The organism is Pontibacillus sp. HN14, from assembly GCF_021129245.1.
In the GTDB taxonomy this organism is placed as follows: domain Bacteria; phylum Bacillota; class Bacilli; order Bacillales; family BH030062; genus Pontibacillus.
On the sequence record NZ_JAJOLR010000005.1, the window covers coordinates 78,988 to 103,637 of the forward strand.

At 41.1% G+C, this 24,650-nt stretch carries 26 protein-coding genes and 2 riboswitches; of the genes, 14 read left to right on the forward strand and 12 right to left on the reverse strand.

Annotated elements, in window-relative coordinates:
- Window positions 1–6: 6 nt before the first annotated feature.
- Window positions 7–954 carry a 1,4-dihydroxy-2-naphthoate polyprenyltransferase gene (locus LQ226_RS15295; RefSeq protein ID WP_231418830.1) on the forward strand — a complete coding sequence of 316 codons (948 nt, stop codon included), beginning with the start codon at window positions 7–9 and terminating at the stop codon, window positions 952–954.
- 141 nt (window positions 955–1,095) lie between these two features.
- Here the strand turns inward: LQ226_RS15295 and LQ226_RS15300 are convergent, their stop codons facing one another.
- Together LQ226_RS15300 and LQ226_RS15305 are read right to left on the reverse strand one after the other, a co-directional pair.
- Complete coding sequence (locus tag LQ226_RS15300; protein ID WP_231418831.1) at window positions 1,096–2,304, reverse strand: DUF418 domain-containing protein; 1,209 nt, start codon at window positions 2,302–2,304, stop codon at window positions 1,096–1,098.
- A complete protein-coding gene (locus tag LQ226_RS15305; protein WP_231418832.1) occupies window positions 2,288–2,479 on the reverse strand; it encodes a hypothetical protein in 192 nt (63 codons plus the stop codon). Before LQ226_RS15305 ends, LQ226_RS15300 begins: the two co-directional genes overlap by 17 nt.
- A gap of 155 nt (window positions 2,480–2,634) precedes the next feature.
- Between LQ226_RS15305 and LQ226_RS15310 the strand changes: the two genes are divergently transcribed.
- The 6 genes from LQ226_RS15310 (at window position 2,635) to LQ226_RS15335 (ending at window position 7,077) form a co-directional block, all read left to right on the forward strand.
- Window positions 2,635–3,336 (forward strand): response regulator transcription factor, encoded by a 702-nt coding sequence (locus LQ226_RS15310; protein WP_231418833.1) that lies wholly within the window; start codon window positions 2,635–2,637, stop codon window positions 3,334–3,336.
- Complete coding sequence (locus tag LQ226_RS15315; protein ID WP_231418834.1) at window positions 3,333–5,057, forward strand: sensor histidine kinase; 1,725 nt, start codon at window positions 3,333–3,335, stop codon at window positions 5,055–5,057. Before LQ226_RS15310 ends, LQ226_RS15315 begins: the two co-directional genes overlap by 4 nt.
- A 112-nt stretch (window positions 5,058–5,169) precedes the next feature.
- Window positions 5,170–5,562, forward strand: coding sequence for a hotdog fold thioesterase (locus LQ226_RS15320; protein ID WP_231418835.1), 393 nt, complete (start codon window positions 5,170–5,172; stop codon window positions 5,560–5,562).
- Window positions 5,563–5,598: 36 nt separating this feature from the next.
- A complete protein-coding gene (locus LQ226_RS15325; protein ID WP_231418836.1) occupies window positions 5,599–5,970 on the forward strand; it encodes a TraR/DksA C4-type zinc finger protein in 372 nt (123 codons plus the stop codon).
- A 94-nt stretch (window positions 5,971–6,064) separates the two neighbouring features.
- Window positions 6,065–6,547 (forward strand): TspO/MBR family protein, encoded by a 483-nt coding sequence (locus LQ226_RS15330; RefSeq protein ID WP_231418837.1) that lies wholly within the window; start codon window positions 6,065–6,067, stop codon window positions 6,545–6,547.
- Window positions 6,548–6,780: 233 nt separating this feature from the next.
- Window positions 6,781–7,077: a YkvS family protein gene (locus tag LQ226_RS15335; protein WP_231418838.1), complete on the forward strand. Its 297-nt coding sequence runs from the start codon at window positions 6,781–6,783 to the stop codon at window positions 7,075–7,077.
- Between the two features lie 261 nt (window positions 7,078–7,338).
- On the opposite strand, the gene LQ226_RS15340 is transcribed toward LQ226_RS15335, so the two are convergent.
- From LQ226_RS15340 to LQ226_RS15360, 5 genes are all read right to left on the reverse strand, one after another.
- Window positions 7,339–7,926 (reverse strand): ECF transporter S component, encoded by a 588-nt coding sequence (locus LQ226_RS15340; RefSeq protein WP_231418839.1) that lies wholly within the window; start codon window positions 7,924–7,926, stop codon window positions 7,339–7,341.
- A 164-nt stretch (window positions 7,927–8,090) separates the two neighbouring features.
- Window positions 8,091–8,243: riboswitch (FMN riboswitch) on the reverse strand.
- Window positions 8,244–8,482: 239 nt separating this feature from the next.
- Window positions 8,483–9,541, reverse strand: coding sequence for a M20/M25/M40 family metallo-hydrolase (locus LQ226_RS15345; RefSeq protein ID WP_231418840.1), 1,059 nt, complete (start codon window positions 9,539–9,541; stop codon window positions 8,483–8,485).
- Between the two features lie 60 nt (window positions 9,542–9,601).
- Window positions 9,602–10,459 carry a DMT family transporter gene (locus LQ226_RS15350; RefSeq protein ID WP_231418841.1) on the reverse strand — a complete coding sequence of 286 codons (858 nt, stop codon included), beginning with the start codon at window positions 10,457–10,459 and terminating at the stop codon, window positions 9,602–9,604.
- A 173-nt stretch (window positions 10,460–10,632) separates the two neighbouring features.
- Window positions 10,633–11,928, reverse strand: a complete 1,296-nt coding sequence (locus LQ226_RS15355) for a nucleobase:cation symporter-2 family protein (RefSeq protein WP_231418842.1) — start codon at window positions 11,926–11,928, stop codon at window positions 10,633–10,635.
- On the reverse strand, window positions 11,925–12,515 hold the full coding sequence (locus LQ226_RS15360; protein WP_231418843.1) for a xanthine phosphoribosyltransferase: 591 nt from the start codon (window positions 12,513–12,515) through the stop codon (window positions 11,925–11,927). The genes LQ226_RS15355 and LQ226_RS15360 overlap by 4 nt, the downstream gene beginning before the upstream one ends.
- A gap of 127 nt (window positions 12,516–12,642) precedes the next feature.
- Window positions 12,643–12,744: riboswitch (purine riboswitch) on the reverse strand.
- A 202-nt stretch (window positions 12,745–12,946) separates the two neighbouring features.
- On the opposite strand from LQ226_RS15360, the gene LQ226_RS15365 reads away from it, so the two are divergent.
- Both LQ226_RS15365 and LQ226_RS15370 read left to right on the forward strand, forming a co-directional pair.
- Complete coding sequence (locus LQ226_RS15365) at window positions 12,947–13,339, forward strand: VOC family protein (RefSeq protein ID WP_231418844.1); 393 nt, start codon at window positions 12,947–12,949, stop codon at window positions 13,337–13,339.
- Between the two features lie 90 nt (window positions 13,340–13,429).
- On the forward strand, window positions 13,430–14,440 hold the full coding sequence (locus LQ226_RS15370) for a potassium channel family protein (RefSeq protein WP_231418845.1): 1,011 nt from the start codon (window positions 13,430–13,432) through the stop codon (window positions 14,438–14,440).
- Here the strand turns inward: LQ226_RS15370 and LQ226_RS15375 are convergent.
- Both LQ226_RS15375 and LQ226_RS15380 read right to left on the reverse strand, forming a co-directional pair.
- The gene (locus LQ226_RS15375) at window positions 14,429–14,833 is read right to left on the reverse strand and encodes a YugN-like family protein (protein ID WP_231418846.1); all 405 of its coding nucleotides are present in this window, start codon (window positions 14,831–14,833) and stop codon (window positions 14,429–14,431) included. The genes LQ226_RS15370 and LQ226_RS15375 overlap by 12 nt on opposite strands.
- 110 nt (window positions 14,834–14,943) lie before the next feature.
- Window positions 14,944–16,224: a GntP family permease gene (locus LQ226_RS15380; RefSeq protein ID WP_231418847.1), complete on the reverse strand. Its 1,281-nt coding sequence runs from the start codon at window positions 16,222–16,224 to the stop codon at window positions 14,944–14,946.
- 291 nt (window positions 16,225–16,515) lie between these two features.
- Between LQ226_RS15380 and LQ226_RS15385 the strand changes: the two genes are divergently transcribed.
- Entirely contained in the window at window positions 16,516–17,292 is a 777-nt protein-coding gene (locus LQ226_RS15385; protein ID WP_231418848.1) for a 3-hydroxybutyrate dehydrogenase, read from the forward strand.
- A 680-nt stretch (window positions 17,293–17,972) separates the two neighbouring features.
- On the opposite strand, the gene LQ226_RS15390 is transcribed toward LQ226_RS15385, so the two are convergent.
- Together LQ226_RS15390 and LQ226_RS15395 are read right to left on the reverse strand one after the other, a co-directional pair.
- The gene (locus LQ226_RS15390) at window positions 17,973–19,325 is read right to left on the reverse strand and encodes a glucose-6-phosphate isomerase (protein WP_231418849.1); all 1,353 of its coding nucleotides are present in this window, start codon (window positions 19,323–19,325) and stop codon (window positions 17,973–17,975) included.
- Window positions 19,326–19,483: 158 nt separating this feature from the next.
- A complete protein-coding gene (locus tag LQ226_RS15395; protein ID WP_231418850.1) occupies window positions 19,484–20,650 on the reverse strand; it encodes an iron-containing alcohol dehydrogenase in 1,167 nt (388 codons plus the stop codon).
- 210 nt (window positions 20,651–20,860) lie between these two features.
- Between LQ226_RS15395 and LQ226_RS15400 the strand changes: the two genes are divergently transcribed.
- Window positions 20,861–21,097 carry a DUF378 domain-containing protein gene (locus tag LQ226_RS15400; protein ID WP_188651914.1) on the forward strand — a complete coding sequence of 79 codons (237 nt, stop codon included), beginning with the start codon at window positions 20,861–20,863 and terminating at the stop codon, window positions 21,095–21,097.
- A gap of 85 nt (window positions 21,098–21,182) precedes the next feature.
- On the opposite strand, the gene yugI is transcribed toward LQ226_RS15400, so the two are convergent.
- Window positions 21,183–21,587 (reverse strand): S1 domain-containing post-transcriptional regulator GSP13, encoded by a 405-nt coding sequence (gene yugI / locus LQ226_RS15405; protein WP_231418851.1) that lies wholly within the window; start codon window positions 21,585–21,587, stop codon window positions 21,183–21,185.
- 280 nt (window positions 21,588–21,867) lie between these two features.
- Between yugI and LQ226_RS15410 the strand changes: the two genes are divergently transcribed.
- The 3 genes from LQ226_RS15410 (at window position 21,868) to LQ226_RS15420 (ending at window position 24,625) form a co-directional block, all read left to right on the forward strand.
- The gene (locus LQ226_RS15410) at window positions 21,868–22,218 is read left to right on the forward strand and encodes a helix-turn-helix domain-containing protein (RefSeq protein ID WP_231418852.1); all 351 of its coding nucleotides are present in this window, start codon (window positions 21,868–21,870) and stop codon (window positions 22,216–22,218) included.
- 254 nt (window positions 22,219–22,472) lie between these two features.
- Window positions 22,473–23,333, forward strand: a complete 861-nt coding sequence (locus tag LQ226_RS15415; protein ID WP_231418853.1) for an alpha/beta fold hydrolase — start codon at window positions 22,473–22,475, stop codon at window positions 23,331–23,333.
- Between the two features lie 110 nt (window positions 23,334–23,443).
- Entirely contained in the window at window positions 23,444–24,625 is a 1,182-nt protein-coding gene (locus LQ226_RS15420; protein ID WP_231418854.1) for a MalY/PatB family protein, read from the forward strand.
- The last annotated feature ends 25 nt before the right edge of the window (window positions 24,626–24,650 follow it).

A 24,650-nucleotide genomic window follows, 5' to 3' on the forward strand; every position in this document is an offset into this window, starting at 1 on the left:
AAGAAGATGCAAAGCATGAACAAAAAAGATATACAAACAGCCTTGAATGAGCGCAAAGGTTGGCAAGTATGGTGGCGATTGTTGCGACCCCACACGTTGACTGCAGCGTTTGTACCTGTTTTTATCGGTACAATGTTGGCGGGGCTAGATGGTTCGTTTCATATAGGTTTATTCCTTGCCATGCTTTTGGCTTCCATCCTCATTCAAGCAGCTACAAACATGTTTAATGAGTACTATGACTATGTGCGTGGTTTAGATACAGAGCAATCCATAGGGATCGGCGGAGCTATTGTCCGCGATAATATCCCAGCCAAGAAAGTATTGGGACTTGCTCTAAGTTTCTTCGGTGTCGCAATGGTCCTTGGGATTTATATCTGCCTCTTAACAACTTGGTGGATTGCTGCAATTGGAATCGTATCGATGCTATGTGGTTATTTATATACAGGCGGTCCATACCCAATTGCCTATACACCATTTGGTGAACTCGTTTCTGGCTTCTTTATGGGAACAGTCATCATCGGAATCAGTTATTATATCCAAACCAATACCCTGACGTCTCAAGTCGTTCTCATCTCTATCCCTGTTGCCATTTTAATTGGAGCGATCCTTCTTGCGAACAATATTCGCGACTTGGAAGGGGATCAGGAGAATGGACGCAAAACACTAGCAATCCTATTCGGACGAAAAGGAGCCATCCGCTTTCTTGCCTCCTTATTCGGTATAGCCTACGTTTTAACAATTGTGTATATCGCAATCGGGTTACTCCCGTTATGGTCCTTATTAGTATTGATCAGCTTAGCTAAACCAAAAGGGGCAGTTCAGACCTTCTCAAACAATTCCACACCTCTTACTATGATGCCCGCTATGAAATACACGGCTCAAACCAATACAATTTTTGGATTCTTACTTGGACTATCGCTATTATTCCAGTTTATTATACCCGTATCATGGTAAAAGGAAGCTAACGTTTGGTGTTAAAAGGGTTGACCCCTCTAAAGAGGCACAGATCTTAATGATCTGTGCCTCTTTCGTTTGTATTTATAATCCAATACCTAATAAGACGAACATGAAACCAAATTCCATTTACATTCTTCATCAAGCCGTAAAGGTCCGATCTTCCCTCTTCCCTACGTTAGGCTTGGCTTTCCCTTTCCAGGAGAAATACGTCCACATACGCAACGGCTTTTCAAGGGGCCCTGTTTGAAACTTCGATAGATAAAGCAGGCTTATGAACCACTGTGCCGAGAAGATGAGCACTGAGAGCGCTACACCCGTTAGCATACCAAGTTCTCCAAACCATCCAAAGCCAAACCCATAAAATACACTGACACAAATTATTGTCTGAAGGATATAGTTGCTCAACGAGAGCCTCCCAACCCTTTCTAATCCTTTAGTGAAGATCGAATGACGAGAGGAAAGCCATAGAGTAAACCCAAAAATATACCCAAACGCTAATACCGGTCCGCCTAACGCATATCCAACCCCACTCCCAATAAAGTCAGGCCATATTTCATTCATTGCTTTTAGGGCAATGCCTAATCCTACAAACAGAACTGCTTTACGGCGCCATTTTGTTGTCCTGGTACGAACTTCATAAAACCAACGTTCTTTCGCCGCTACCATACCGAATAAAAACATCGGCAATGTCAATATAGGGGACAAAATAAGAAGTACGACCAACTCTCCCCCTGTCATCATCAGAGGATCTTCATTTAAGCGGTGATCCATTATTTCACCAAATGTCCCGCTTCCATAAATGATCTCCGTTTGTTTCACATATTCATCCATCACCAGCTGCTCCTCCTCGGAAGTGACCAAGCTCGTTCCGCCAAGGCCTAATCCACCTATGATAACGAATAGAAGCAGCGCCCAGATCTTTAATGTTTTACTCCTGCGTCCCATAAACAGAAGTAACACGAAACCGGTCATCCCATAGGAAAGTAAAATATCCCCTTCCCACAGAAGAGTCCCATGAAAGATACCGATTATTATTAAGCCAATAAAGCGTCTGACCAAGAAACGTTTCCTTGGTAACCCTTTTCGATCTAAAGACTCTGTCATCTTGATAAGCCCATATCCAAATAAAAAGGCAAAGATAGGCATAAAACTGGTCTCCACGAAAACCTTCAGCACCCCATGTACCACTTGGTCCATACTGGATACAGAATACACACTTAGTTGATCCTTCCCGTATATTCCATATTGAAAGATTAGCATGTTTGCCATCAGAATTCCGAATAAACACAATCCCCTTAACCGATCGACAACTCCAATTCTATTCTCCATCTCACCCTTTCCCTCCATAGGATTCATCCCCTACATAGGATGGGGTTATAATTGTCCCTAGAAAAAATATAGCCCCAAACCCATAACGCACATATCTTATATGTTCATAATGATTGAACACCACAACAGACAATATAAGCCCAATCGCACCTAAAATCATGACATAAATCCCTATATTCTTACTTACCATCATCAAAAACACTCCCGCCATCCATTTTTATACATTCATTGTACAACGTTTTCCTTACTAAAAAAGGAACACGACCTTACTTATATCAAACAAATCGACGCTCATTGTTAAGGTTTTCGTAAGGTAGCTATGATAGGATAGTTCGGGGGTGGAAATACATGAATATTTTACTAGTTGATGATGAACCTTCCATTCTAACCATGATGGAGAAAGTCTTAAGAAAAGAAGGATACACATCGATACAAACCGCTGCTTCAGCCGAAGAAGCTATGCAGGAAATTAACCATTTATCCTATGATGTCATTTTGCTCGATGTTATGTTGCCAGATGGATCAGGATTTGATTTAGGACCAAAGATACGCGAGAAAACGAATGCCTACCTTTTGTATTTAACAGCCAAAACCTCAGACCTAGATGTGCTAACTGGCTTTGCTATGGGAGGAGATGACTATGTCACGAAGCCCTTCAATCCACTTGAAATTGTAGCGCGTATGAAAGCGGTAGAGAGGCGAATACACCATACACAAGCTTCAGACAATAAACCAACACTCGTCCATGACTTTGGTTACTTCTCCATAAATGAAATAACGAAAGAGTTAACCGTTAATGGCAAGACTGTGCCTTGTCCAGCTATGGTTTATAAACTTCTTCTTTATTTAGCTAAAAATCCAAATCGAGTCTTTACGAAAGCTGATTTGTTCGATGCTGTATGGGGAATGGACCATATCGCTGATGACAATACCATCATGGTTCATATCAGACGCATACGTGAAAGAATCGAACCAAACCCAAGCCATCCTCAATTCTTAATTACTGTTCGAGGTCTTGGTTATAAATTGGTAAAGGATTCTTCAATATGAAATCCATTAAACGAAGAATCGGTTTCCACTTCTCCATTCAATTTGTCTTTTTAAGCGTATTCATTATTACAGTCTTACTCATTGTCTTTTTTATGCTAGTCAACTTCCTAATGAATGAAGATGTAAACCGAAATTACCCTAAAGGGGCTTTGGAGACAATTGCAACTGAGGCTTGGATTGAGGAAGGTAAAGTAGATATACCAGAAATGTGGATCAACGAATTAGAAGAAAAAGACATGTGGATGCAAATTATAGATGGAAGCGGGGAAGCCCTGTATTCTGCCAATGTGCCTTCCTCCATTCAGCATACATATACAATGGATGAGATTCTGGCCATTCAAGAACGAGAATCGATCCAAACTTATGAAATTGTTACTTATATCGATTCCTTATTTTACGACCAACCCTACCTCTATATTTTAGGGTACCAGAACCAAAAGCAAGAACAGCTAGACGAATGGGTTCAGTCTTTTGAGGAGAAAGGACGGGTTTCTGAAGAAGGGGTTTCTCAAATCAAACAACAGATGGAAGAAACAGATGTTTACTTAGATGTTGTAAACTCTGAAGGAGAAGTTCTACAGCGGATTGGTTCTGGCCCTTCCCCTGAACGTTATACAACGATTGAAATTCCAGCAAGGCTTTCTGAACCTCAAAATTATGATACAAAAATTATGACGAAGCGACTTCCCGAAACTACGTGGATCCTTCACACACCAACAGAAGAAGGAAAATGGAAGTTCTCTTCGATTCAACAAATTTTAATTGTACTGATTAGCATAGGGTCAGCAACACTTCTTCTATTGATTGCTCTATCTATTTGGCATGGCATTCGGTACGGGCAACCCCTCTTACTCTTTATCAGTTGGCTTGAAAGAATGCGCAATGGAAATTATGAAGAGGTGTTCACAGAACGGGAACGCAAAAAATTATTTAACAAAAAGAACAAGATTCGCCTTCGTTATCGCCTGTATAAAGAAGTGATTCAGGAATTCTATGACATGGCCGAACAATTAGATCATGCGGAGAAAGAACGTCTCCTACTCGATCAACAACGTGAAGAGTGGATGAGCGGCATTTCTCACGACCTTCGTACTCCCCTGACAACCATTCAGGGATATGGTCATATGCTAGAGACAGGCTACTATGAGTGGGAGAAAGAAGAATTGAAAGACATGGGGGAAACAATTCGGAAGAAAGGGGATTACATGCTCGAGTTGATCCAGGACTTTTCCCTTATTTCTAAACTGAAACAGCAAGGCTTGCCTATTGAGTATGAGATAATTGATTTGAAAAAGACAGTAGAACGGAGCCTCAATAAATATCAGGAATATGATACGATTAGCGTCAACGTTGAACCCAATACTAGATTAGAGGCAAACCCAAAATGGATTGAGCGGCTGCTTGATAATTTAATCATTAATGCCTTAAAACACAATCCAACAGGAACATCCGTAACGATTACCTCTAAGGTTGAGAAAGATTGGATCTTTCTTTCCATTCAAGACAACGGCATCGGTATGGACGAGCATACACAAAAGAATTTATTTACTCGCTATTTCCGCGGCACGAATAGTGAAGAAGAGAGTGATGGAAGCGGTCTGGGAATGAGTATTGCTAAAGCAATAGTCCACGCTCATCACGGCTCTATTTCCGTGTCTTCTAAACTACAGAAGGGGACGACTATAATCGTTAAGTTTCCCATCCAACAAAACAAAAGATAAGAGATATTGGTTTAAGGGAGGAATGCATTCCTTCAAAGCGGAATTAAGATATAGAGACTTGTTATGTTTGACTCCAGATTGAAAAGGAAATAAAAAAGAAAGGATCGATTATATGAATTTAACTGCTAAAAATACATTACTGGGAGCTTTAGGAATTGAAGAGGTTGAAATGACAAAAGAACGTGTTGTGTTGTCTATGCCTGTAGATGAACGCACGCACCAACCTCTAGGATTTTTACACGGAGGTGCAAGCGTCGCCCTCGCAGAAACAGCGGCAAGCATTGGTTCAATTCTTCATGTGGATATGGAACAATACAACGTATTTGGCATTGAAATTAATGCAAACCATATTAAAGCGAAACGAAGTGGCACCGTGTATGGGATTGCTACCCCAACACACATCGGGAAAAGTACGATGGTATGGGAAATAAAAGTAGTAGATGAAGAAGATGAACTCATTTGTCTGTCTCGTTGTACCGTTGGCGTCGTGCCAAGAAAGAAATAGCCCTCCCTCTCCCTACAAGTGAAAGGAGTATTCACCATGTTAACAGAGGATCAATTAAAAGAATTAAAAAAGCAGCTATTAGAAATGAAAGAAGATGCTGAAAAAGAACACCATAACCATGATGGCTACTTAAATAACGAAGAGGACCAGGGCAATTCTGTTGGTGAGTTATCCAACGTAAATAGCCACCCTGGCGATCTTGGTACAGAGAAATTTGAACGGGAGAAGGCCTATACATTAAGTGAACATGCGGAAGAACAGCTCGATGAAATTAATGCTGCTTTAGAACGCATAGAAAAAGGGACATATGGATATTCCGAACATTCAGGTAAACCAATCCCATTTGAACGTTTACAAGCTATGCCAACAGCTCGCTACTTGGTGGAGGAGCAAGAAGAATCCTCTTAATGGAAAAGGCATATATGAGGCAAGCTACGTAACATAGATGTTACGCTAGCTTGCCTTCGTCTTTGTCTAATCCATGTGAAAGGAGTGCGAACAATTGAACAAAATAGTTAAAGGTATCCTTCTTTTTCTACTTATATATGGCTTGTTCAGCATTGCAGGGTTCTTATTTCCAATCGACCAAGAATGGTATAACAGCTTAGAAAAACCTTCTTGGACTCCATCAGGGTCTGTAATTGGGCTTATATGGGCAGTATTGTTTGCTTTTATTGCTCTTTCATTAGTCTTAGCATGGGCTTCTAAAGGATCTTTCTCTCCTACACTGTGGACAGTCCTAATTATTAATTATGTAACGAACCAACTATTTAGCTTCTTCCAATTTGAACTAAAGGCATTAATGCTAGCGACAGTCGATACGTTTATTGTTGCTGTTACGACTGCTTTATTAATCATCATGATCCGCAAATACAATAAAGTTAGCCCTTGGCTTCTCGTCCCATACTTTTTATGGACATCATTTGCGACCTATTTGGCTTTTACATTCTATAGGTTAAACCCAACCGAAACCTTCTTTATGTAAGAACCAAACCTTCTTTCTCTTTGTAAACGTTTCACAATTCCATTAAAATGTAGAAAGAAGTTATTGATTCTATGTGAACTTCTTGTTTAAATAGAAAAAAGAATCATGTTAGAGTAATACTCTAGGAAGAATGAGGGCGATCCATTTAGGGTATAGTTAAGAAAAACCTCTCGCCCCCATTAATCAATCAGAATTTAAAATGCCAATACATTTACTAGGAAGGGGATCCTCTCATGGCTGACGAAAATATGAGTAAAGACTTAATCAATGCTGCGTTTGAAAAGAAAAATGCAGAAGAACCTGTAGAAGATGAAAAAATAAAGGAAGAAGATAAAGCAACCGAAGGTGATATCATTACCTTCCAACGAGATGGACAACAACTTGAAGGAATCGTAACTTCCTCGAAGTTAGAAAACTCTGTGGTTGTGGATATGACCATTATGGATGACTTCAACGAGCGAAACTTAGATTTTGAGAAAACTGTTGTGGCTCATACGAAATACAGCATTAAGAAACGTCGCGACGTGTAAGCGGACAGTTCCTATGCATAAAAGAGCATCGCACTCTACTTAGAGTGCGATGCTCTTTTCTTTATAAGCCTCCTTACGAATTTGGGAGAAAGTTTCCGTTAGCCTTAGTCTAAGTGTAAGGTGGCCCGAGAAATCACTCGCTTTCCCCCTAGCACTCATTAAACAGAACGGCCTTCATCCACACTAAAATGCCTTAACTATGTGCTTTCATAAAAAAAGCCCCCCACACATAGGTGCAGGGGACTTGGTTTATATCTATTGCTAAGCAGCGTTGATGGTTTTTGTTCGTTTCTGTTCAAACCAAGGCCTCATTTTAATAAACAACGGCACAAAGAGCATTCCTACAATGATTCCTTTCATCGCATTAAACGGCATAATGAAGGCTGTTACGTAGGCCATCTTTGTCCCTTCTACCTCAAAGCCCATCAACCATGTGTAGGCTGGTAGAATAACAAGGTAGTTTAAAACAGACATACCAAGTGTCATTACGATGGTACCTGTAACAAGGCCAGATACAACACCTTTTACACTTTTGAAACGGTGATATAGCAAGGAAACGGGCAGGATAAACATGATTCCCGCTATGAAGTTTGCGCTTGCTCCAATAGGATCTCCACTTCCTAGCATGAAGTGAAGGCCATTTTTCATAGCCTCTACAATAATACCGGCTACCGGTGAAAAGATTAATGCTGCAAATAAAGCTGGAACATCACTAAAGTCCACTTTTAGAAAACCTGGTAAAAGCGGCAGTGGAAAGTCCAACAGCATTAATAATAGTGAAATGGTGCTCATTAACGAGAGCGTAATGAGCTTGAATAATTTGGATGATTGACCTCTTGGTTTCATCATCGATCTCCTCCTTCATCTTTACTCTCGATTCACATCCCAGATGAAGGTGAGCGAATAATCCTATCGTTCGTTCCATCAAAAAATCCCTCAAGCATTAAAAATCGCTTCAGGGGTGATAAAAGACCATAGGGAAATAAAGGTATCATATATACCTATTTTTCGCTCTACATCTTCTCCCATCCAGACTGTAACTGTCGGTCCCGGATTCTCACCAGGTCCACCGATCGGCACATAAGTACCAAGCGGGTCACGGACTTAGGACACCAAGTGGGCCCCTCACCGTCGGTCGGGAATTTCACCCTGCCCCGAAGATGGAATCGTATTTTATTGAGTACAATTCTCATTATAACGTCTAATTGAGAATTTGAACAGTAAAATGTTTCACAAAATGAACATTCATTCATTTTTGTTAAAATTGTTGTCCTAACTCGCTATATTATGCAGCCGATCTCATCTTCGGAACTAAATGACAACAAATAACCCATCCACATTCCTTCTCAACAAAACAATATTAAAAATCCCCCTCAGCATTTACACTGAGAGGGAGATCTTTATGTTAATCTTCTAGCGGATTAAGGCTTTCTTCTCCGGACATTTTCTCAATCATCGTCACAAGTAAATCGATTTCTTCATCAATGTCCTTGATACTTGCCGTTTCGACTGGTGAATGCATGTAGCGTAATGGCAAGGAAACAAGGCTAATCGGAACTCCTTTTCCTGTCAGACGCATCTTATCCGCATCCGTCCCTGTCATACGCGGCGTTAATTCATACTGAACACGCATCCCCTTAGAACGAGCTGCTTCTTCTAACAAGCGATTAATCTTAATGTTAATAGGAGCACCTTTCGCTAGAACAGGTCCACCATCTAGCTTAATGTCTCCGTGCTTGTTCTTATTTACATATGGATAATCCGTTGCAAATGTAACATCTACAGCAATGGCCATCGTCGGTTCCAGACCAGCAGCTGCAAAATAAGCTCCGCCCATGTTTGTTTCTTCATTTACTGTACTCGCAGCATATACTCCAACATTAATATCTTTCTCTGAGAGTTTTCTCAATACTTCTGCTACAATGAAGGAACCTGTACGGTTATCTAAACCACGCCCGGATATGTATCGGTCCATCATGATTTCTGGTTCACGTTTATATACAGCAAGGTCTCCAATTTGAACGAACTTTTCCATCTCTTCTTTCGATTTTGCTCCACAATCGATAAATAAATCATCAAGGCCAAAATCACCCTTTAGCCCCCCGTGATGTTGAGCATTCACACCAATGACACCAGTGAGAGTTCCGCCTTGCCCAAGAACGGTTACTTTCATTCCTACAGCCGCTTTTGGATTAATGCCTCCCATTTTATCAAAGTGCAAGAAGCCATGATCATCTACACGATTCACTACTAGAGCAATCTCGTCACTATGACCAGCCAAGAGAATTTTAAAATCTGCTTCAGGATTTAATACCCCTATCACGTTTCCAGCATTATCTGTTCGAATCTCATCCGCAAAAGGCTTGACGTATTCTATCCATTTCTTCTGAATCTCCATTTCCATACTCGATGGTGATGGAGTCTGTAGCATCTCTAACAAAAATTTCTGTTCATTTTGTTCCATCCACTATTCCTCCCTAATCGTTTCCTTCATCTTATCAATTTCCTTGACTTTACACCAATGCTAGGCTGTTCCAACCTTTTTATTCTTCCAAAACATATAAAACGAAGCCCCGAAAATAATAGCATAACCGAGGAAGCTTAAAGTGTCTGGAACTTGATTAAACACGACGATACTGATTACCGCTGAGAACAAAATATTGGTGTAGAAAAAGATTGAAATTTCCTTGGCCGGCGCAAATTTATAGGCAAGCGTGATCCCAAACTGACCTATTGTTGCAAAGACTCCCGCCAACAATAAATATAGAGTTTGCTGAAGAGACATCGGTTCATAAAGAAGGGCCGTGAACGGCAACAACACAACCGTCGAGAAGAAAGAAAAGTAAAATACAATTGTGTAGTATTCTTCTTTATCACCTAAGAAACGAAGAACCGTATAGGCAAGGGCAGCAAAGACTGCAGAAGAAACACCCGCCATATATGGAATGGTCTCTACAGAAAACTCAGGTTTAATAATGAGCAATGTGCCTAAAAACGCAATCACGATCGCAACAATTTGAAACTTACGCGCTTTCTCATTTAAAAATAAAGCGGAAAAAATAATTAAAAGAAACGGGCTTAGTTTATTCAACATATCGGCATCCGACAGCACAAGATGGTCAATAGAATAAAAATACAGCACCATTCCTAGCGTTCCAAGTGATGATCGTAATAGCAAGTACTTCTGGTTCTCTTTCTTCCCGAAGAAGCGTTCTTTATGATAGAGAACGAACCCAAATGCTATAAAAGCAGAGACAATGTTGCGAAACATCGTCTTTTGAACCGCTGGTAGGTCCCCCGAAAGTTTAACGAACGTCGACATCATCGCAAAACCGAAGGCAGCGCTTAATAATAGTAAAATTCCTTTATTCATGTTGCTCATGTTATTCCTCCAACAAGGTGGTCTTGATCGTTGCAAACGTTCGTATCTTATCCCCCTCACGTACCTTTGTCAACTATCTTGCCCCCCCACGGCCCTCTCATGCACCGCGCACCTGACCAGAATCACCACAAAAAAGGCCCAGTCAATTGATTGATTGGGCCTTTCCTTTCTATTTACGAAGCAATGGATTCGGTTGTTTTGGGCTGTTCTTTCTTCATCTTTCCTGGAATAACATTGAGGAACAAATTCAACAGGATCGCTGTTAGGCTTCCTGCCACAATGCCATTATCTGTGAGAATCTGAACTTGTTCAGGAAGTTTCGCAAATAAGTCAGGAGCAACGGTAACACCAAGCCCCATCCCAATGGAACAAGCGATAATTAACAGGTTCTCTTGCTCTTTTAAATCAACCTGACTCAACATTTTAATCCCATATGCAATAACCATCCCAAACATCGGGATCATAGCGCCTCCAAGAACAGGTTCTGGTATTAACGTGGTAATCGCGCCTATTACCGGAAATAATCCAATACCAATCAGCATAGCTCCTGCTATGTATATGACGTTGCGTGATTTCACACCTGAAAGTTGGACAAGCCCTACATTCTGCGAATAAGTTGTGTACGGGAAAGCATTCATAAAACCACCGAATAAAATTGCTAGGCCCTCTGCACGGTACCCTTTCGTAATTTCCTTTTCCGTAATCTTTTTGTTCGTAATGTCACTAAGAGCGAAATAGACACCCGTTGATTCAACCAAACTTACGATCGCCACTAGAATCATCGTTAACACGGGCGCTAATTCAAACGTAGGAGCTCCGAAATAAAAAGGTGTTGGTATTCTAAAGAACGCAGCATCTGCCAAGGAAGAGACATCGATCTTCCCCATAAAGATGGCCACCACACTCCCTGCTACTAACCCTATTAGAATGGAAACTGAACGAATGAAACCTGTAAACGCGCGTTGAAGCACAATGATTAATAGAAGAACGCCAAAAGCAAGGAGTAGATTCGAGGCACTTCCATAATCTTCACTCCCCGCACCGCCTGCTATATTATCCATAGCCACAGGAATAAGTGTAATGCCAATGATTGTTACGACAGAGCCCGTGACCACGGGCGGAAAGAAGGAAACGAGTTTACCAAAGATCGGTGCACACAAGAGAACAAACAAACCAGCAGCAATAATGGCTCCATAGATGGCCGTAATCCCAGCACTGCTTCCTATAGAAATCATAGGAGCTACTGCTGTAAACGTACATCCTAAAACAACCGGCAAACCTATACCAAAGAATCGATTACTGACAGCCTGCAGAATGGTAGCCACTCCGCACATCAATAAATCAATGGAGACGAGATAAGCTAATTCCTCTGCATTTAACTCAAGAGCACTCCCGACTATTAAAGGAACAATGACCGCTCCTGCGTACATGGCCAGCACATGTTGAAGGCCGATCGTTATATTTTTCATACGTGAACCTCCTCTTCTTCAAAGAATGTGACACGTCCATCTTGAAGGGACTGTATACGAGCCAATGATTCGACTTTTATTCCTTGCTCGCGCAGTGTATCTCCTCCCGTTTGAAAGCCTTTTTCGATTACAATTCCAATACCACCTACTGTTGCACCAGTCTGTTTCACCATATCGATCAAGCCTTGAGCAGCTTGTCCATTTGCAAGAAAATCATCAATGATCAGAACACGATCATCTGATGTTAAATATTCAGAGGACAAAGAGATTTCGCTCCATTCTTGTTTGGTAAAGGAATAGACCTTAGAGGAAACTAGCCCTTCTTTAAGCGTTAAAGATTTCCTTTTCCTTGCGAACAAAACCTTTACCCCCATCGCTAAACCCGCTGTCACAGAAGGCGCGATGCCTGAAGATTCAAGGGTGACAATCTTCGTTATGCCATCTTGTCGAAAACGCTCCCTAAAAGCTTCACCTATCTCCATCATGAAGAGAGGATCCACCTGGTGATTTAGAAATGAGTCCACTTTAAGTACTTGGTCGTTTATAACTTTGCCTTCTTCTTCAATTCTTTTCTTTAATAGTTCCATATAGTACTCCCCCTACAAAGACGCACTCAACAAAAGAAAAACCTCACAAAAGGCACGAGTATCGCGCCATCTGTGAGGTTTCCTTCTACAAATAATGAAAATAGAGCTAGTCTTTAACCTAGCATCCACAAATGTGTGCAATACTCATAGTCAGGCCATTTACGGTAGCCTGGTAGAAACTTGCGAGCCTTATCCTCGCCCTTATATGAGTACGTCCGAAATATTTTGTTGAGATTAATTATAGGAGACTAACCAAAAGAATTCAACCCAATTCTGGAAAATAACGAATATAGAATACTAAAACATCATAAACGTTCGTGTTTCTAAGAGGAGTTTTGAAATTTCTATAAAGGGAAGTCTATACACTATACACCAAGATATCTAGCATTTACTTATCTAACCATCTAACTACATTCAGGAGGCGATTCATTTTGAATATATGTAAGATAAATATTTATGTAAGCGACTTAGATTTCGCGATCCAATGGTACAGCGAAGTACTTGACCTCAAGAGATCAGACGATCATGATAACTACCCTACTTGCATTGATTTAATCCATGATCGTAACATACGTTTAACGCTTCACAAAACGGAACGCGATACGGAGATCGAAATCTGGAAAGAAGCCTCTACTATAATTACATTTGAAGTCGAAAACATTCGCGCCACTATGAAAGATTTAAAAGAACGGGGTGTGCGCTTTTATAACGAAGAACCTGTGTGGTTCCCAGACGGTGAACGCATTGCTTTCAATGATCCATTTGGAAACGTCCACGAACTTGCTGAAGTTAAGAAACAGGGCAATGAAACAATGGAGTGTTAAAGAAAAAGAACCTATTTTGAATAGGTTCTTTTTTTTATTATAATGCGTTTCAGGTATGGGCATACTTGTAGAAAAAAGCGGAGGTTTCGCATGAAGGTCCATTTACATCAAGCCATCCAGTGGTATTTTCGAACACCCGTCTTTCTACGGCTACTTCTAACTGTAGCCTTTTTTATGATTTTCTTCGGAGCCCTCGTGCATTGGGTGGAGCCGGAGGCATTTCCTACAGTCTTTGATGGGATTTGGTGGGCAGTCATTACTGGCTCCACTGTAGGATATGGGGATTACGTGCCTTTAACGATAGTAGGAAGAATCATTGGTATATTCCTGATTATTGCAGGAGGAGGCCTTGTTACATTTTATATGGCGACTGTCTCTTCCTCTACCGTAAAATACGAACGAAACTTATCTGAGGGGAAGGTTGAGTATAGAGGAAGTAATCACATCATTATCATCGGTTGGAATGAACGGACGAAACAACTACTTAATATGATTACGGATTATATAGAAGAAGAAAATATCGTCTTAATCGATAAATCACTCGATCAAATTGGCTATCAAGAATACAAACTTCATTATATAAACGGAGATGCATCTGAAGATAGCACCCTTTTGAAGGCACGAATTTCAGAAGCACGTTGCATGATCATCACATCAGACCCATCCAAACAGGAACATCAGGCGGACCAAGTCAGCATCCTTACAACTGTAGCCGCTAGAGGAATGAATTCCGATATGTTCATCATTACAGAAATCTTATTAAAGAATCAAGTGACAAACGCAAGGCGCGCCGGTGCTGATACGGTGATTCGTTCGAATGATTTCATGAGTACACTGTTTTTCCACGAGTTATACCGGGAAGCACACATTAAACCGTTTGATACCCTAGTCGCTCAGCTTTCTTCACAGCAATATAAACAAATGAAAGTACCGAAAGACTTAGTAGGAGAAACCTTCAAGGAATGTGCCTTAGCGTTTTTAAAGCAAGAAGAATTGCTGTTAGGAATGGAACAAAACGGAGAGTTATTCATAAACCCTCCGTCTCAATCCATTATTAAAGAAGATGATCACCTGATTGTGCTCTCCAACCTAAGTGAGTAAAATCCGTTCTAATTCTTCTACGAGTTCCTTCCCAGTTTCAATATATTCTTCAGGAAATTCTGCATCAGGGTCCTGAGGCTCTGAAAACTGGTCAAAGGAGGCACTAAGATTTCCAACATGTACATTGTCGTCTAATCCTCGCTGATACTTATGTGATAAAAGGTATGGTTCACCGAGTCTTACGGTTACTTCTTTATCATCTAGCTGACCATTCACCACAGAAAAGGGCACTCGCAAAAACTGATACCCCACTTCATCAGAGATTTTATAATCAAAGGAGCCATGGTCATAATCCCAGTTGCCTCCAATATCGTAGCCACGGGGTTTTAGCTTCTGCTCGAGATCAAACAATGAAAACACTTGCCCTTGTATCCCAGAAGGAATCGGAATCATGTTATCCCGCCTTTCTTTTTTCTTAGCTTACCCCAACCCAAACAATCGGTATTCACCCAAGATCGAATAAAAAAACGGCACCCTATAGCGAGGTGCCGTTTTCCTATGCTTTATACCAGTCCAATATAAGACATTAAAATTCCCACTACAGTCGCGATAAACGGAATAAGTAATCCTACAAAGAAAATATCTTTATAAGAATCTTTGTGAGTCATTCCCGTAATCGCAAACACTGTTAGCAATGCTCCGTTGTGGGGCAATATCGAAGCACCTGAAGCTAAAGCAGTAACACGGTGTAAAATCTCAGGATTTAACCCCATATCTAATGCTTGTTGATAATACTCTGATCCAAGAGCATTAAGGGTAATATTCATACCACCTGACGCTGACCCTGTAATCATTGCCAGAACCTGAGTTGATAAAGCATCAGAGATGGTTAGGCCACCTTTAATATTCAGTAATGCTTCTTTAATAGCTGGGAAAGCAGGCGCATTCTTCACAACTGCACCAAAACCAACAGCCGCACCAGTATTGACAACAGCTGTAACCGCACCCTTAGCACCATCGTTCATGGCACCTGTAAACTTCTTAAAGGACTTAAAGTTCAGAACAAATGTGAGAACGATCCCAATTAATAACGCACTTAGCATTTCTAGGTTTAGTACATTGATGGAAATTACAACAGCAAGAAGTGGTAAGAAAGAAAGGATTACATTTGGATCTTGCCCCTCTTCTTCTTTGGCCTCTTCTCCACCTGGTTCAGTAAATCCTTCACCAGCTTTCGTTAATTTGTTTGCACGATAGGAGAGGTAAAAATAGCCTCCCACCGCCATAATAAGACCCGTTACAATCCCCATAATCGGAGCCGCCATCATCGTCGTATTAAAGAACTCCGTTGGAATGTAGTTCTGTACTTGAGCAGTACCTGGTAAGGCTGTCATCGTGAACGTAAAGGCCCCTAGTACAATTGTTCCAGGTATCACTTTACGACTGATGTCAGCTTGCCTGAACAGGTTTAAAGCTAAAGGATACATAACGAATACCACAACGAACAAACTCACTCCGCCGTATGTAAGAATCGCAGCACCTAATAGCACACCCAAGATCGCCCTTTCTTTACCGACAATCTTCGATAAGAAAGAAGCTACTGTTCTGGCACTCCCTGTAACCTCCATTAATTTCCCGAATACGGCACCAAAAAGGAACACCGGGAAGAAATCTCTAGCAAATGATGCAAAGCCGGTCATGAAATCAGATGTAAAAGCATCGAAAATATCCATGCCAGATAGCAAAGCAACGATAGCCGCAGCGACTGGAGCAATCCACAAGATCGACCACCCTAAGTACGCCATGACCATTAAAGCAATTAAACCTACAATGATTGCTATCATGTTTGTACCTCCTAATTTTTGTTGTTAAATTCTTTAGATATAATTTCAATTAAGTTCCTAAAAAGACATACTTTATAGGACAACAGAATAATCCTATCTTCTTTAAAAACCACAATCCAATAATATGCTTCAATCTCAAACATTCTTTTTCTTGCTAAAATAAAGAAAATTATGCGTATTCCATTGTTAATCAAAATTTTTGAGTTAAACCTATAACTGACTTATAATTTCTTAGGTACGCAATGATGATCTAAACAAATAAAACCACATAAGTTGGGGAGGAAAAATAGTATGGTCGAAAATCAAGTAGTATTTATTACAGGAGCCGCACGCGGAATTGGTTATGAAATCGGAGAGACTTTTGCAGAGAATGGTGCAAAAGTAGTTCTATCCGACGTAAACGATGAAGGCGTTCAAGAAGCTGCTAAAGCTCTTACAGACAAAGGCCTAAACGCTATCGGTGTTAAAGCGGATGTAACAAGCGAAGAAGAGATCGAAGCTGCAATTGATCAAGCTGTAGAAACATACGGCCGAATTGACGTTTTAATCAATAACGCAGGTCTTCAACACGTATCTCCAATCGAAGAATTTCCAACAGAGAAATTCCGCCTGATGCAAGATATCATGCTTACAGCACCATTTATCGCAACTAAAAAAGTATTCCCTATCATGAAAGAACAAGGCTATGGCCGCATTCTAAACATGGCCTCAATCAATGGATTAATTGGTTTCGCCGGGAAAGCTGCATACAACAGCGCGAAGCATGGTGTAATCGGCTTAACAAAAGTATCAGCACTTGAAGGTGCCGAGCACGGCATCACAGTTAACGCTATTGCACCTGGTTATGTAGACACACCACTTGTAAGAGGTCAAATGGAAGACCTTGCGAAATCTCGCGGTGTTGAGCTAGAAAAAGTATTAGAAGAAGTGATCTATCCACTTGTACCTCAAAAACGTCTTCTTCAAGTAGAAGAAATCGCCGACTACGCTATGTTCTTATCTAGCGAAAAAGCGAAAAGCGTAACAGGACAAGCGATTGTCATCGACGGCGGATATACCGCTCAATAATTCAATTTTTCATAAAAAAAGAGGACCCATCTTTGGGTCCTCTTTTTTGTGTTGGATTGGGGGCTAGGGGTTGTGAAGATGTAGCAGGGGGTTGAGGGTGAGGCTGAGGCTAGGGGCCGGGCTTGAGCCGTTTTGTCCTGAACTTGAGCCATTCTACTTCTCTTTAAGCCATTCCTTCTCCTCTTAAACCATTCTTTGCTTTCTCGAGCCGTTATTTTGGCGCCTTGAGCCGTTTTTGAACTATCTCAAGCCGCTTCTCCCCTCACTTGAGCCCCACTCTCCTTACTTGAGCCGCAACCCCGCACTATGCCAACAGAGATTCCGCTTGAGCCATCTCGGTCTCATCTTGAGCCACTCTTCCCCTTCTTAAGCCGCTCCTTCTCCTCTTAAGCCACTCTCCTCATTCTCGAGCCGTTATTTTGGCCTCTTGAGCCGTTTTTGAGCTTTCTCAAGCCGCTTCTCCCCTCACTTGAGCCTTCATTTCCATACTTGAGCCGCCTTCACCTCACTCGAGCCGCCTTCGCCTCACTTGAGCCGCCTCACCTCACTCGAGCCGCCCTCGCCTCACTTGAGTCGCCTCACCTCACTTGAGCCGCCTTCACCTCACTCGAGCCGTCCTCCCCACCCTACCCAGAACAACAAAAAAAGCGAGCACCCTCACCAGGTGCTCGCTCTAACACTTATTTATTTAAACGTTGTTCAAGTTCTGCTTTCTGCGCCTCAAAGCCAGGCTTTCCAAGTAAAGCGAACATGTTTTTCTTATAAGCTTCTACTCCAGGTTGATCAAATGGATTCACACCTAGAAGATAGCCGCTGATGGCACATGCTTTCTCAAAGAAGTACACCATGTAACCGAATGTGTAAGCATCTAATTTCGGAACGTGGACGATTAGGTTTGGTACCTCACCATCTGTATGAGCAAGCATAGTCCCTTCGTATGCTTTCTGGTTTACGAAATCAACCGTTTCTCCTGAAAGATAATTCAGACCATCTAAGTTTTGTTCATCTTCCTTAATCGTTACATCGCTCTTAGGTTCTTCAACATGAAGAACCGTTTCGAACAAGTCACGACGTCCATCTTGTATATACTGTCCCATTGAATGAAGATCAGTTGAGAAGTTAGCAGAAGAAGGGAAAATTCCTTTTTGGTCTTTGCCTTCACTTTCGCCAAATAACTGTTTCCACCATTCAGCAAAATACTGAAGAGAAGGTTCGTAATTGACAAGCATTTCAATGGTCTTCCCTTTGCTATATAAGGCATTTCGAACGGCAGCATACTGGTAAGCAGGGTTCTTCTCAAGGTCTTCTTCGCTTAATTGTTGCTGAGCAAGCTGAGCTCCATCCATCATAGATTGGATATCGATGCCACTTGCCGCAATTGGAAGTAGTCCAACTGCTGTTAGAACAGAGAAACGTCCACCCACATCATCAGGGATTACGAAGCTTTCATATCCTTCTTCTGTAGCAAGTGTTTTAAGAGCGCCTTTTTGTTTATCTGTAGTCGCGTAAATACGTTTACGAGCTTCTTCCTTCCCGTACTTATTCTCTAAGAATTCACGGAAAATGCGGAAGGCAATAGCCGGCTCTGTTGTAGTACCACTTTTAGAGATGACGTTAATCGAAACATCTTTGTCCTTAATTGCATCAAACAGATCATTCACATATGGTGCACTAATGCTATTACCAACGAAGAATACTTGAGGCGTATCACGCTGGTCTTTAGAAAGTTCATTGTAGAACGAGTGGTTTAACATTTCTAATGCCGCGCGAGCGCCAAGATAAGAACCTCCGATTCCTACTACTAAAAGAACATCAGAGTCTGATTTAATTTTTTCTGCAGCTTTTTGGATACGAGAGAATTCTTCCTGGTCGTACTGTTCAGGAAGGTCTAACCAACCTAAGAAGTCATTTCCTGCTCCCGTTTTATTGTGTAAAGAATGATGTGCAAGCTTTACAGTTTCTTTTATATTCGTTAATTCGTGTTCACCGAAAAACGGCAACGCTTTTTCATATTCAAATCGAATGTGAGTCATTATGTATCCCTCCAACTTATCTTTCTAAACTTCACTTTATCGAAACGCTTACAGCAAATCAAGCGATCTTAAAGATGTAAGCGAATACAGTATAGATTTTCTCCAAAAATCGTTCTAAAGAAACAGAAAGGCAGGCTGCGAACAGCCTGCCTTGTGAATTATAGAGACATTTCTAAAATTGCTTTTACATCTTCGTCATGAAGTTCTTTGAAGTTACCGAAAGGTCCGCGTTTCATTGCACGGTCTACGATCAGATCAAGTTGATCATTACCGATGTCATAATCAGCTAATCGCTCTGGAGCACCTAGGGAAGTCCAGAATGCACGAAGTTTATCGATACCTTCAAGAGCAACTGTGCGGTCGTCTTTTCCTTCAGGGTCGACGTCAAAGACGCGAACTGCGAGCTGTTTGAAACGATCTACGTTGTGATCTAAGTTGTGCTTCATCCAGTTCGGGAAGAGAATAGCAAGTCCGCCTGCGTGCGGAATATCGTAAACAGCTGAAACAGCATGCTCGATGTTATGCGTTGCCCAGTCTCCACGGTAGCCCATTTGAAGCATACCATTTAATGCAATTGTACCTGCGTAAAGGATCGTTTCACGATGCTCATAAGACTCAAGGTCTTCAAGCAATTTAGGCGCTGTTTCAATAACAGTTTTTAAAACACCTTCAGCCATACGATCTTGAACGGGTGCATTTGTTGGCTGGTGGAAGTACTGTTCGAAGATATGACTCATCATGTCCACCATTCCATAGATAGTTTGATCACGAGGAACGGTTAATGTGTTCGTTGGATCTAAAATCGAGAACTTAGGATTTGTAAACGGTGGTGCACCCCATCCGTATTTCTCATTTGTTTCCCAGTTCGTAATAACAGAACCTGCGTTCATTTCTGAACCAGTCGCTGCCAGTGTCAGAACTGTACCAAATTCAACGGCATCTTCAGGAGTCGCTTTACGAGTTACAAGGTCCCAAGGATCTCCGTCGTATTTAGCTCCTGTTGCAATGGTTTTAGTAGCATCAATAACACTACCGCCACCTACTGCAAGCATAAAGTCAATATTATTTTCTTTAGCAAGCTCTACACCTTTTTTCACTGTCGCTAAACGTGGGTTAGGCTCTACACCTGCTAACTCTGTAATCGTTACATTCATATTATTTAACTTATTGACAACTTGGTCATATAAGCCATTCTTTTTAATGCTTCCGCCACCATATACTAGCAGCACATTTTTTACATCGGAAGGGATTTCCTCTGATAATTTCTCTAGCTGATCTTTACCAAAGATTAACTTCGTTGGATTATGAAAAACAAACTGTTCCATGTTGGTAAATTCCCCTTTCAGAATTAAGTCCAGTGTCTATTATGTCCAAAATGAAATCAAAGATCAAAAAATCAGCTTAAGAAGGGGAACATATAGGCACGAATGTCAGCACACACACTCCAGGCATTGGCTTAACATTTTTGTATACTTCCTTAAAAACTACAAAAGCTACTACAGAATCATATTCAAATAATGAAGGAGGAATAGATCATGAGTACTCTACAACGTATTGCTTTATTGTTAGTGATTATCGGAGCTGTTAACTGGGGACTTATTGGATTGTTTCAGTTCGATTTAGTAGCAGCCCTATTCGGAGGCGGAGAACAAAGCGGTGCATTTGCTCGTGTTATTTACACACTTGTGGGCATCAGTGGTCTAATCAGCCTAAGCTTGCTATTTAAGCCAAGTGAAGAAATGGCTGATCGCACAGAACCAGAAACCGAATAAAACGAGTATGGTTATATGGGGATCTTTCCTCTGACCACATCACCATAAAAAAAGGCCGTCCCTATGGGACAGCCTTTTTTCTTTATTACTTACGGAAAGTATTTTCGCGCTCTTTGGACTGGTTAATCCACTCATCAAGCTTATCTTTAAGCGTGTTGAAGCCAGCTGGTGTACCTTCTTCTTGCTGAGCAGCAGCTTGTTGCTTTTGCTGTTGAGGCTTACGCTGTGGTTGCTTCTCTTGCTTAGGAGCTTCTTGAGTCGCACGGATTGATAAAGAATATTTACCTTTTTCTTCATCAATATTAAGGATTTTAACATTTACTTTGTCACCAACATTTAGGTGCTCGTTAATGTCTTTAACGAAGCCATGAGTAACCTCAGAAATGTGTACTAAACCTTGTACTTCTTCGTCTAAAGCAACGAATGCACCATAAGGTTGGATGCCTGTTACTTTACCTTCCAATACTTGACCTTGTTCGAACTTTGCCATTGCTATACAACTCCCGATCTGTTTATATTCGTTTTATTTTCACGCAATTAATGATTATATCACAAGACCTCATTTTTCGCAAAAGGAAACCGGACAAAAATCCTATTGCATAGGCATAAACAGCTTCTCCCCATCCCCTAGGATTTCTCCTTATTTACCCCTTCACAGAATGTGACCCAAAGAGGTTCAAAATGTTGTGACAAATTCAGATTAAATCGTCCTTTATGTATGATAAGATAAACGTAGTAGCGTTTCAAGAAATGGATAAGGAGGCATTCTGATGAGTTTAGGTAAGCAGATTCGTAAGCAACGGGAGCGATTAGGGCTCTCTTTAGAGGAATTCGCTGTTCGCGTCCGGACCGGACAACAAACCATTGAAAGAATCGAAAAGGATGAACACATCCCTGAATTACAAACGATCTTAAGAATATCCACCGTCCTTGATATGCCAGCTTCTGAATTATTAGAGAGCACAACCACTGAATCAGAAGTTGATGAGGAGTTGAAGAATTTAATTATGGAAGTTGGCGTCAAACGAACGAAACTGTTCCTCCGTCACGTTAAAGAATTTTCAGAAGATGATGTGTTGAAGGTTATGGAGATGCTAAAAGAAATTAAATATAAAAATTAAAAAAAGAGGTTTAACCTATATAAAATACGGTAATATTGACTAATGTAAGACTTTCTCGTATTCCCCCTGTGAGGCAAAGCGTACTCGGCGCTTTGCTTTTTTTTTGCCTTCTGCATGAAAATCCTCTCTTCGTAAACGATAACCTTATGCCCAATCATTCCAACCGATTCAAACGTTTATTTTTTCCTTAAAAAGGATAAACATTATTACGATCTTTTTCTCTTATCCAATCTAATTTTGGAGGTTAAAGCACTGTGAGCGTAACAAACATCCATGTCGAAGACGAGTGGCTCGAACACAACGGCGTTAACATCGCCTACCAGCGTTACACATCTCCTCCTACAGGTACAAAACCTGCGTTGATCTTTGTGCACGGATTTTTATCTTCTAAGTTTTGCTACCGTTATATGATTCCTGAATTGCTCGATCAATTTGATCTCTATTCCTTCGATTACCCACCTTTTGGCAACAGCGATAAGAATGACGCTTATGAATTCTCATATAAGAATTTTGCCCATATTATCATTGAATTAATGGATCAGCATCATATTCAAAAAGCTTCCATTGCCGGCCATTCTATGGGAGGGCAAGTGGCTCTCATCTGCAGTCACCTTTTCCCTGAACGAATTGAGAAGCTGATCTTAATGGCCCCTTCCACTTATATGAAAAAGCTTGGCTTTTGGCTACAGCATGCCAGCCGATTGCCCATTTTCCCATTACTTTTAAAACGTTATTTATATAAGAGGGGGGTGTACCATTCTCTACTTGATTGTGTACATGACCCGCACATGATTAATAAAGAGATGATTCAAGGATATATGCAACCTTTCTTTAAAGAAGAGATCTTCAGATGTTTGTCTAAAATGATACGAGACCGTGAAGGGGATCTGCCAGCAAGGCATTTACGAGATATTCGAGCCAATTGTTTAATATTTTGGGGTAAAGAAGATAAAGTCCTGCCTGTTTCACTTGGATATCGATTAGTACAAGATTTACCTTCAGCAGAACTAGAGGTTTTTGATCGAAGTGGTCATTTGTTACCAGAAGAGATCCCTGCTGTCATAACCGACAAGATTAAGCAATTCTGTTTACCCACCAAGCAAGCGACCCCTTAACAGGTCGCTTGTTCTTTTTCTCCCTTTTTTCTCATACGGATTGTTTCGTTTTTCCACGATTTTTTTGTATCATACTAATAGAAATGGAACTACTCAAGGAGGGAAACGATATGACATTTAACGAAGTTGTAGATCGACGTAACACACGCTCTGTCAAATGGGACCTTACAGAGCAACTTTTTAAAGATAAAGAAATCCTGCCTATGTGGGTGGCTGACATGGACTTTCAGACGCCAAAGCCTGTTATCGATGCCCTAGTAGATCGTGCAAGCCACGGAATTTTTGGATATACAGTAACAGACGAAGCCATTCATTCCATTATTAAAGAATGGCTATCGAAAAGGCATGACTGGGAGATCCAAACGGATTGGCTTACCTATAGTCCAGGGGTTGTGCCTTCACTTCATACCATTGTTGAGGCCTTAACAGAGCCTGGAGACTCCATTCTCATTCAAACACCTGTTTATCCACCTTTTTATGATGTCATTAAGAAACATGACAGAAGCATTGTCACAAGCTCTCTTTATTTGCAAGAGGGTCGCTATGAAATTGACTTTGAAGATTTCGAGGAAAAGATCCAAAACGTGAAGGCTTTCATTCTGTGTAATCCTCACAATCCGGTTGGACGAGTGTGGACAAAAGAAGAGTTACAGCGTATGGCTGATTTATGCACGAAGCACGATGTCCTTATATTCTCCGATGAAATTCATGCTGATCTTATCTATGCTGGACATAAACATGTTCCAATGGCATCCTTATCAGATAAGGTTGCAAACAGAACGACTACGTGCTTGTCACCAACGAAGACTTTCAACATTGCAGGATTACAAGCATCTTATATTGTGACGCCTGAGTCTGAAATGAAAAAGAAAATTGATGCTCAATTCGGCCTTCAGGGAATTAACATGCTTAACACCATGGGGGTAACAGCCATTGAATCTTCCTACGCTCATGGCGAGGAATGGCTTGATGAATTAGTTGAAGTGTTAGATTCCAATAAGGAATTACTCATGAAACGCATGCACGAGGAAACGGACCACATTCAGATTATTGAACCTGAAGGTACTTACCTCGTATGGATGGATTGCCGGGGACTAGGCTTATCTCATAATGAACTAAAAGAGTTTATGAGAACAAAGGCTAAAGTCGGCCTAAACGACGGGGCTTCCTTCGGAAAAGAAGGCGAAGGATTCATGCGTATTAATATTGCTACACCTCCTCAAACATTGAACGAAGGCATCGACCGTATTGTCGAAGCCGCTAATAACCATCGAGGCAACGGTTCGAATTAATTCACAATCCATGGTATCGTAATGG

Bases quoted from the DNA above. Each gene is read 5' to 3' on its own strand.
- LQ226_RS15300 (WP_231418831.1), bottom strand. From the start codon at position 2,304: ATGGAGGGAAAGGGTGAGATGGAGAATAGAATTGGAGTTGTCGATCGG.
- LQ226_RS15295 (WP_231418830.1), top strand. From the start codon at position 7: ATGCAAAGCATGAACAAAAAAGATATACAAACAGCCTTGAATGAGCGC.
- LQ226_RS15385 (WP_231418848.1), top strand. From the start codon at position 16,516: ATGGTCGAAAATCAAGTAGTATTTATTACAGGAGCCGCACGCGGAATT.
- LQ226_RS15400 (WP_188651914.1), top strand. From the start codon at position 20,861: ATGAGTACTCTACAACGTATTGCTTTATTGTTAGTGATTATCGGAGCT.
- LQ226_RS15335 (WP_231418838.1), top strand. From the start codon at position 6,781: ATGGCTGACGAAAATATGAGTAAAGACTTAATCAATGCTGCGTTTGAA.
- LQ226_RS15360 (WP_231418843.1), bottom strand. From the start codon at position 12,515: ATGGAACTATTAAAGAAAAGAATTGAAGAAGAAGGCAAAGTTATAAAC.
- LQ226_RS15315 (WP_231418834.1), top strand. From the start codon at position 3,333: ATGAAATCCATTAAACGAAGAATCGGTTTCCACTTCTCCATTCAATTT.
- LQ226_RS15305 (WP_231418832.1), bottom strand. From the start codon at position 2,479: ATGATGGTAAGTAAGAATATAGGGATTTATGTCATGATTTTAGGTGCG.
- LQ226_RS15355 (WP_231418842.1), bottom strand. From the start codon at position 11,928: ATGAAAAATATAACGATCGGCCTTCAACATGTGCTGGCCATGTACGCA.
- LQ226_RS15340 (WP_231418839.1), bottom strand. From the start codon at position 7,926: ATGATGAAACCAAGAGGTCAATCATCCAAATTATTCAAGCTCATTACG.
- LQ226_RS15390 (WP_231418849.1), bottom strand. From the start codon at position 19,325: ATGACTCACATTCGATTTGAATATGAAAAAGCGTTGCCGTTTTTCGGT.
- LQ226_RS15420 (WP_231418854.1), top strand. From the start codon at position 23,444: ATGACATTTAACGAAGTTGTAGATCGACGTAACACACGCTCTGTCAAA.
- yugI (WP_231418851.1), bottom strand. From the start codon at position 21,587: ATGGCAAAGTTCGAACAAGGTCAAGTATTGGAAGGTAAAGTAACAGGC.
- LQ226_RS15380 (WP_231418847.1), bottom strand. From the start codon at position 16,224: ATGATAGCAATCATTGTAGGTTTAATTGCTTTAATGGTCATGGCGTAC.
- LQ226_RS15325 (WP_231418836.1), top strand. From the start codon at position 5,599: ATGTTAACAGAGGATCAATTAAAAGAATTAAAAAAGCAGCTATTAGAA.
- LQ226_RS15345 (WP_231418840.1), bottom strand. From the start codon at position 9,541: ATGGAACAAAATGAACAGAAATTTTTGTTAGAGATGCTACAGACTCCA.
- LQ226_RS15310 (WP_231418833.1), top strand. From the start codon at position 2,635: ATGAATATTTTACTAGTTGATGATGAACCTTCCATTCTAACCATGATG.
- LQ226_RS15350 (WP_231418841.1), bottom strand. From the start codon at position 10,459: ATGAGCAACATGAATAAAGGAATTTTACTATTATTAAGCGCTGCCTTC.
- LQ226_RS15375 (WP_231418846.1), bottom strand. From the start codon at position 14,833: ATGATTCCGATTCCTTCTGGGATACAAGGGCAAGTGTTTTCATTGTTT.
- LQ226_RS15370 (WP_231418845.1), top strand. From the start codon at position 13,430: ATGAAGGTCCATTTACATCAAGCCATCCAGTGGTATTTTCGAACACCC.
- LQ226_RS15410 (WP_231418852.1), top strand. From the start codon at position 21,868: ATGAGTTTAGGTAAGCAGATTCGTAAGCAACGGGAGCGATTAGGGCTC.
- LQ226_RS15395 (WP_231418850.1), bottom strand. From the start codon at position 20,650: ATGGAACAGTTTGTTTTTCATAATCCAACGAAGTTAATCTTTGGTAAA.
- LQ226_RS15320 (WP_231418835.1), top strand. From the start codon at position 5,170: ATGAATTTAACTGCTAAAAATACATTACTGGGAGCTTTAGGAATTGAA.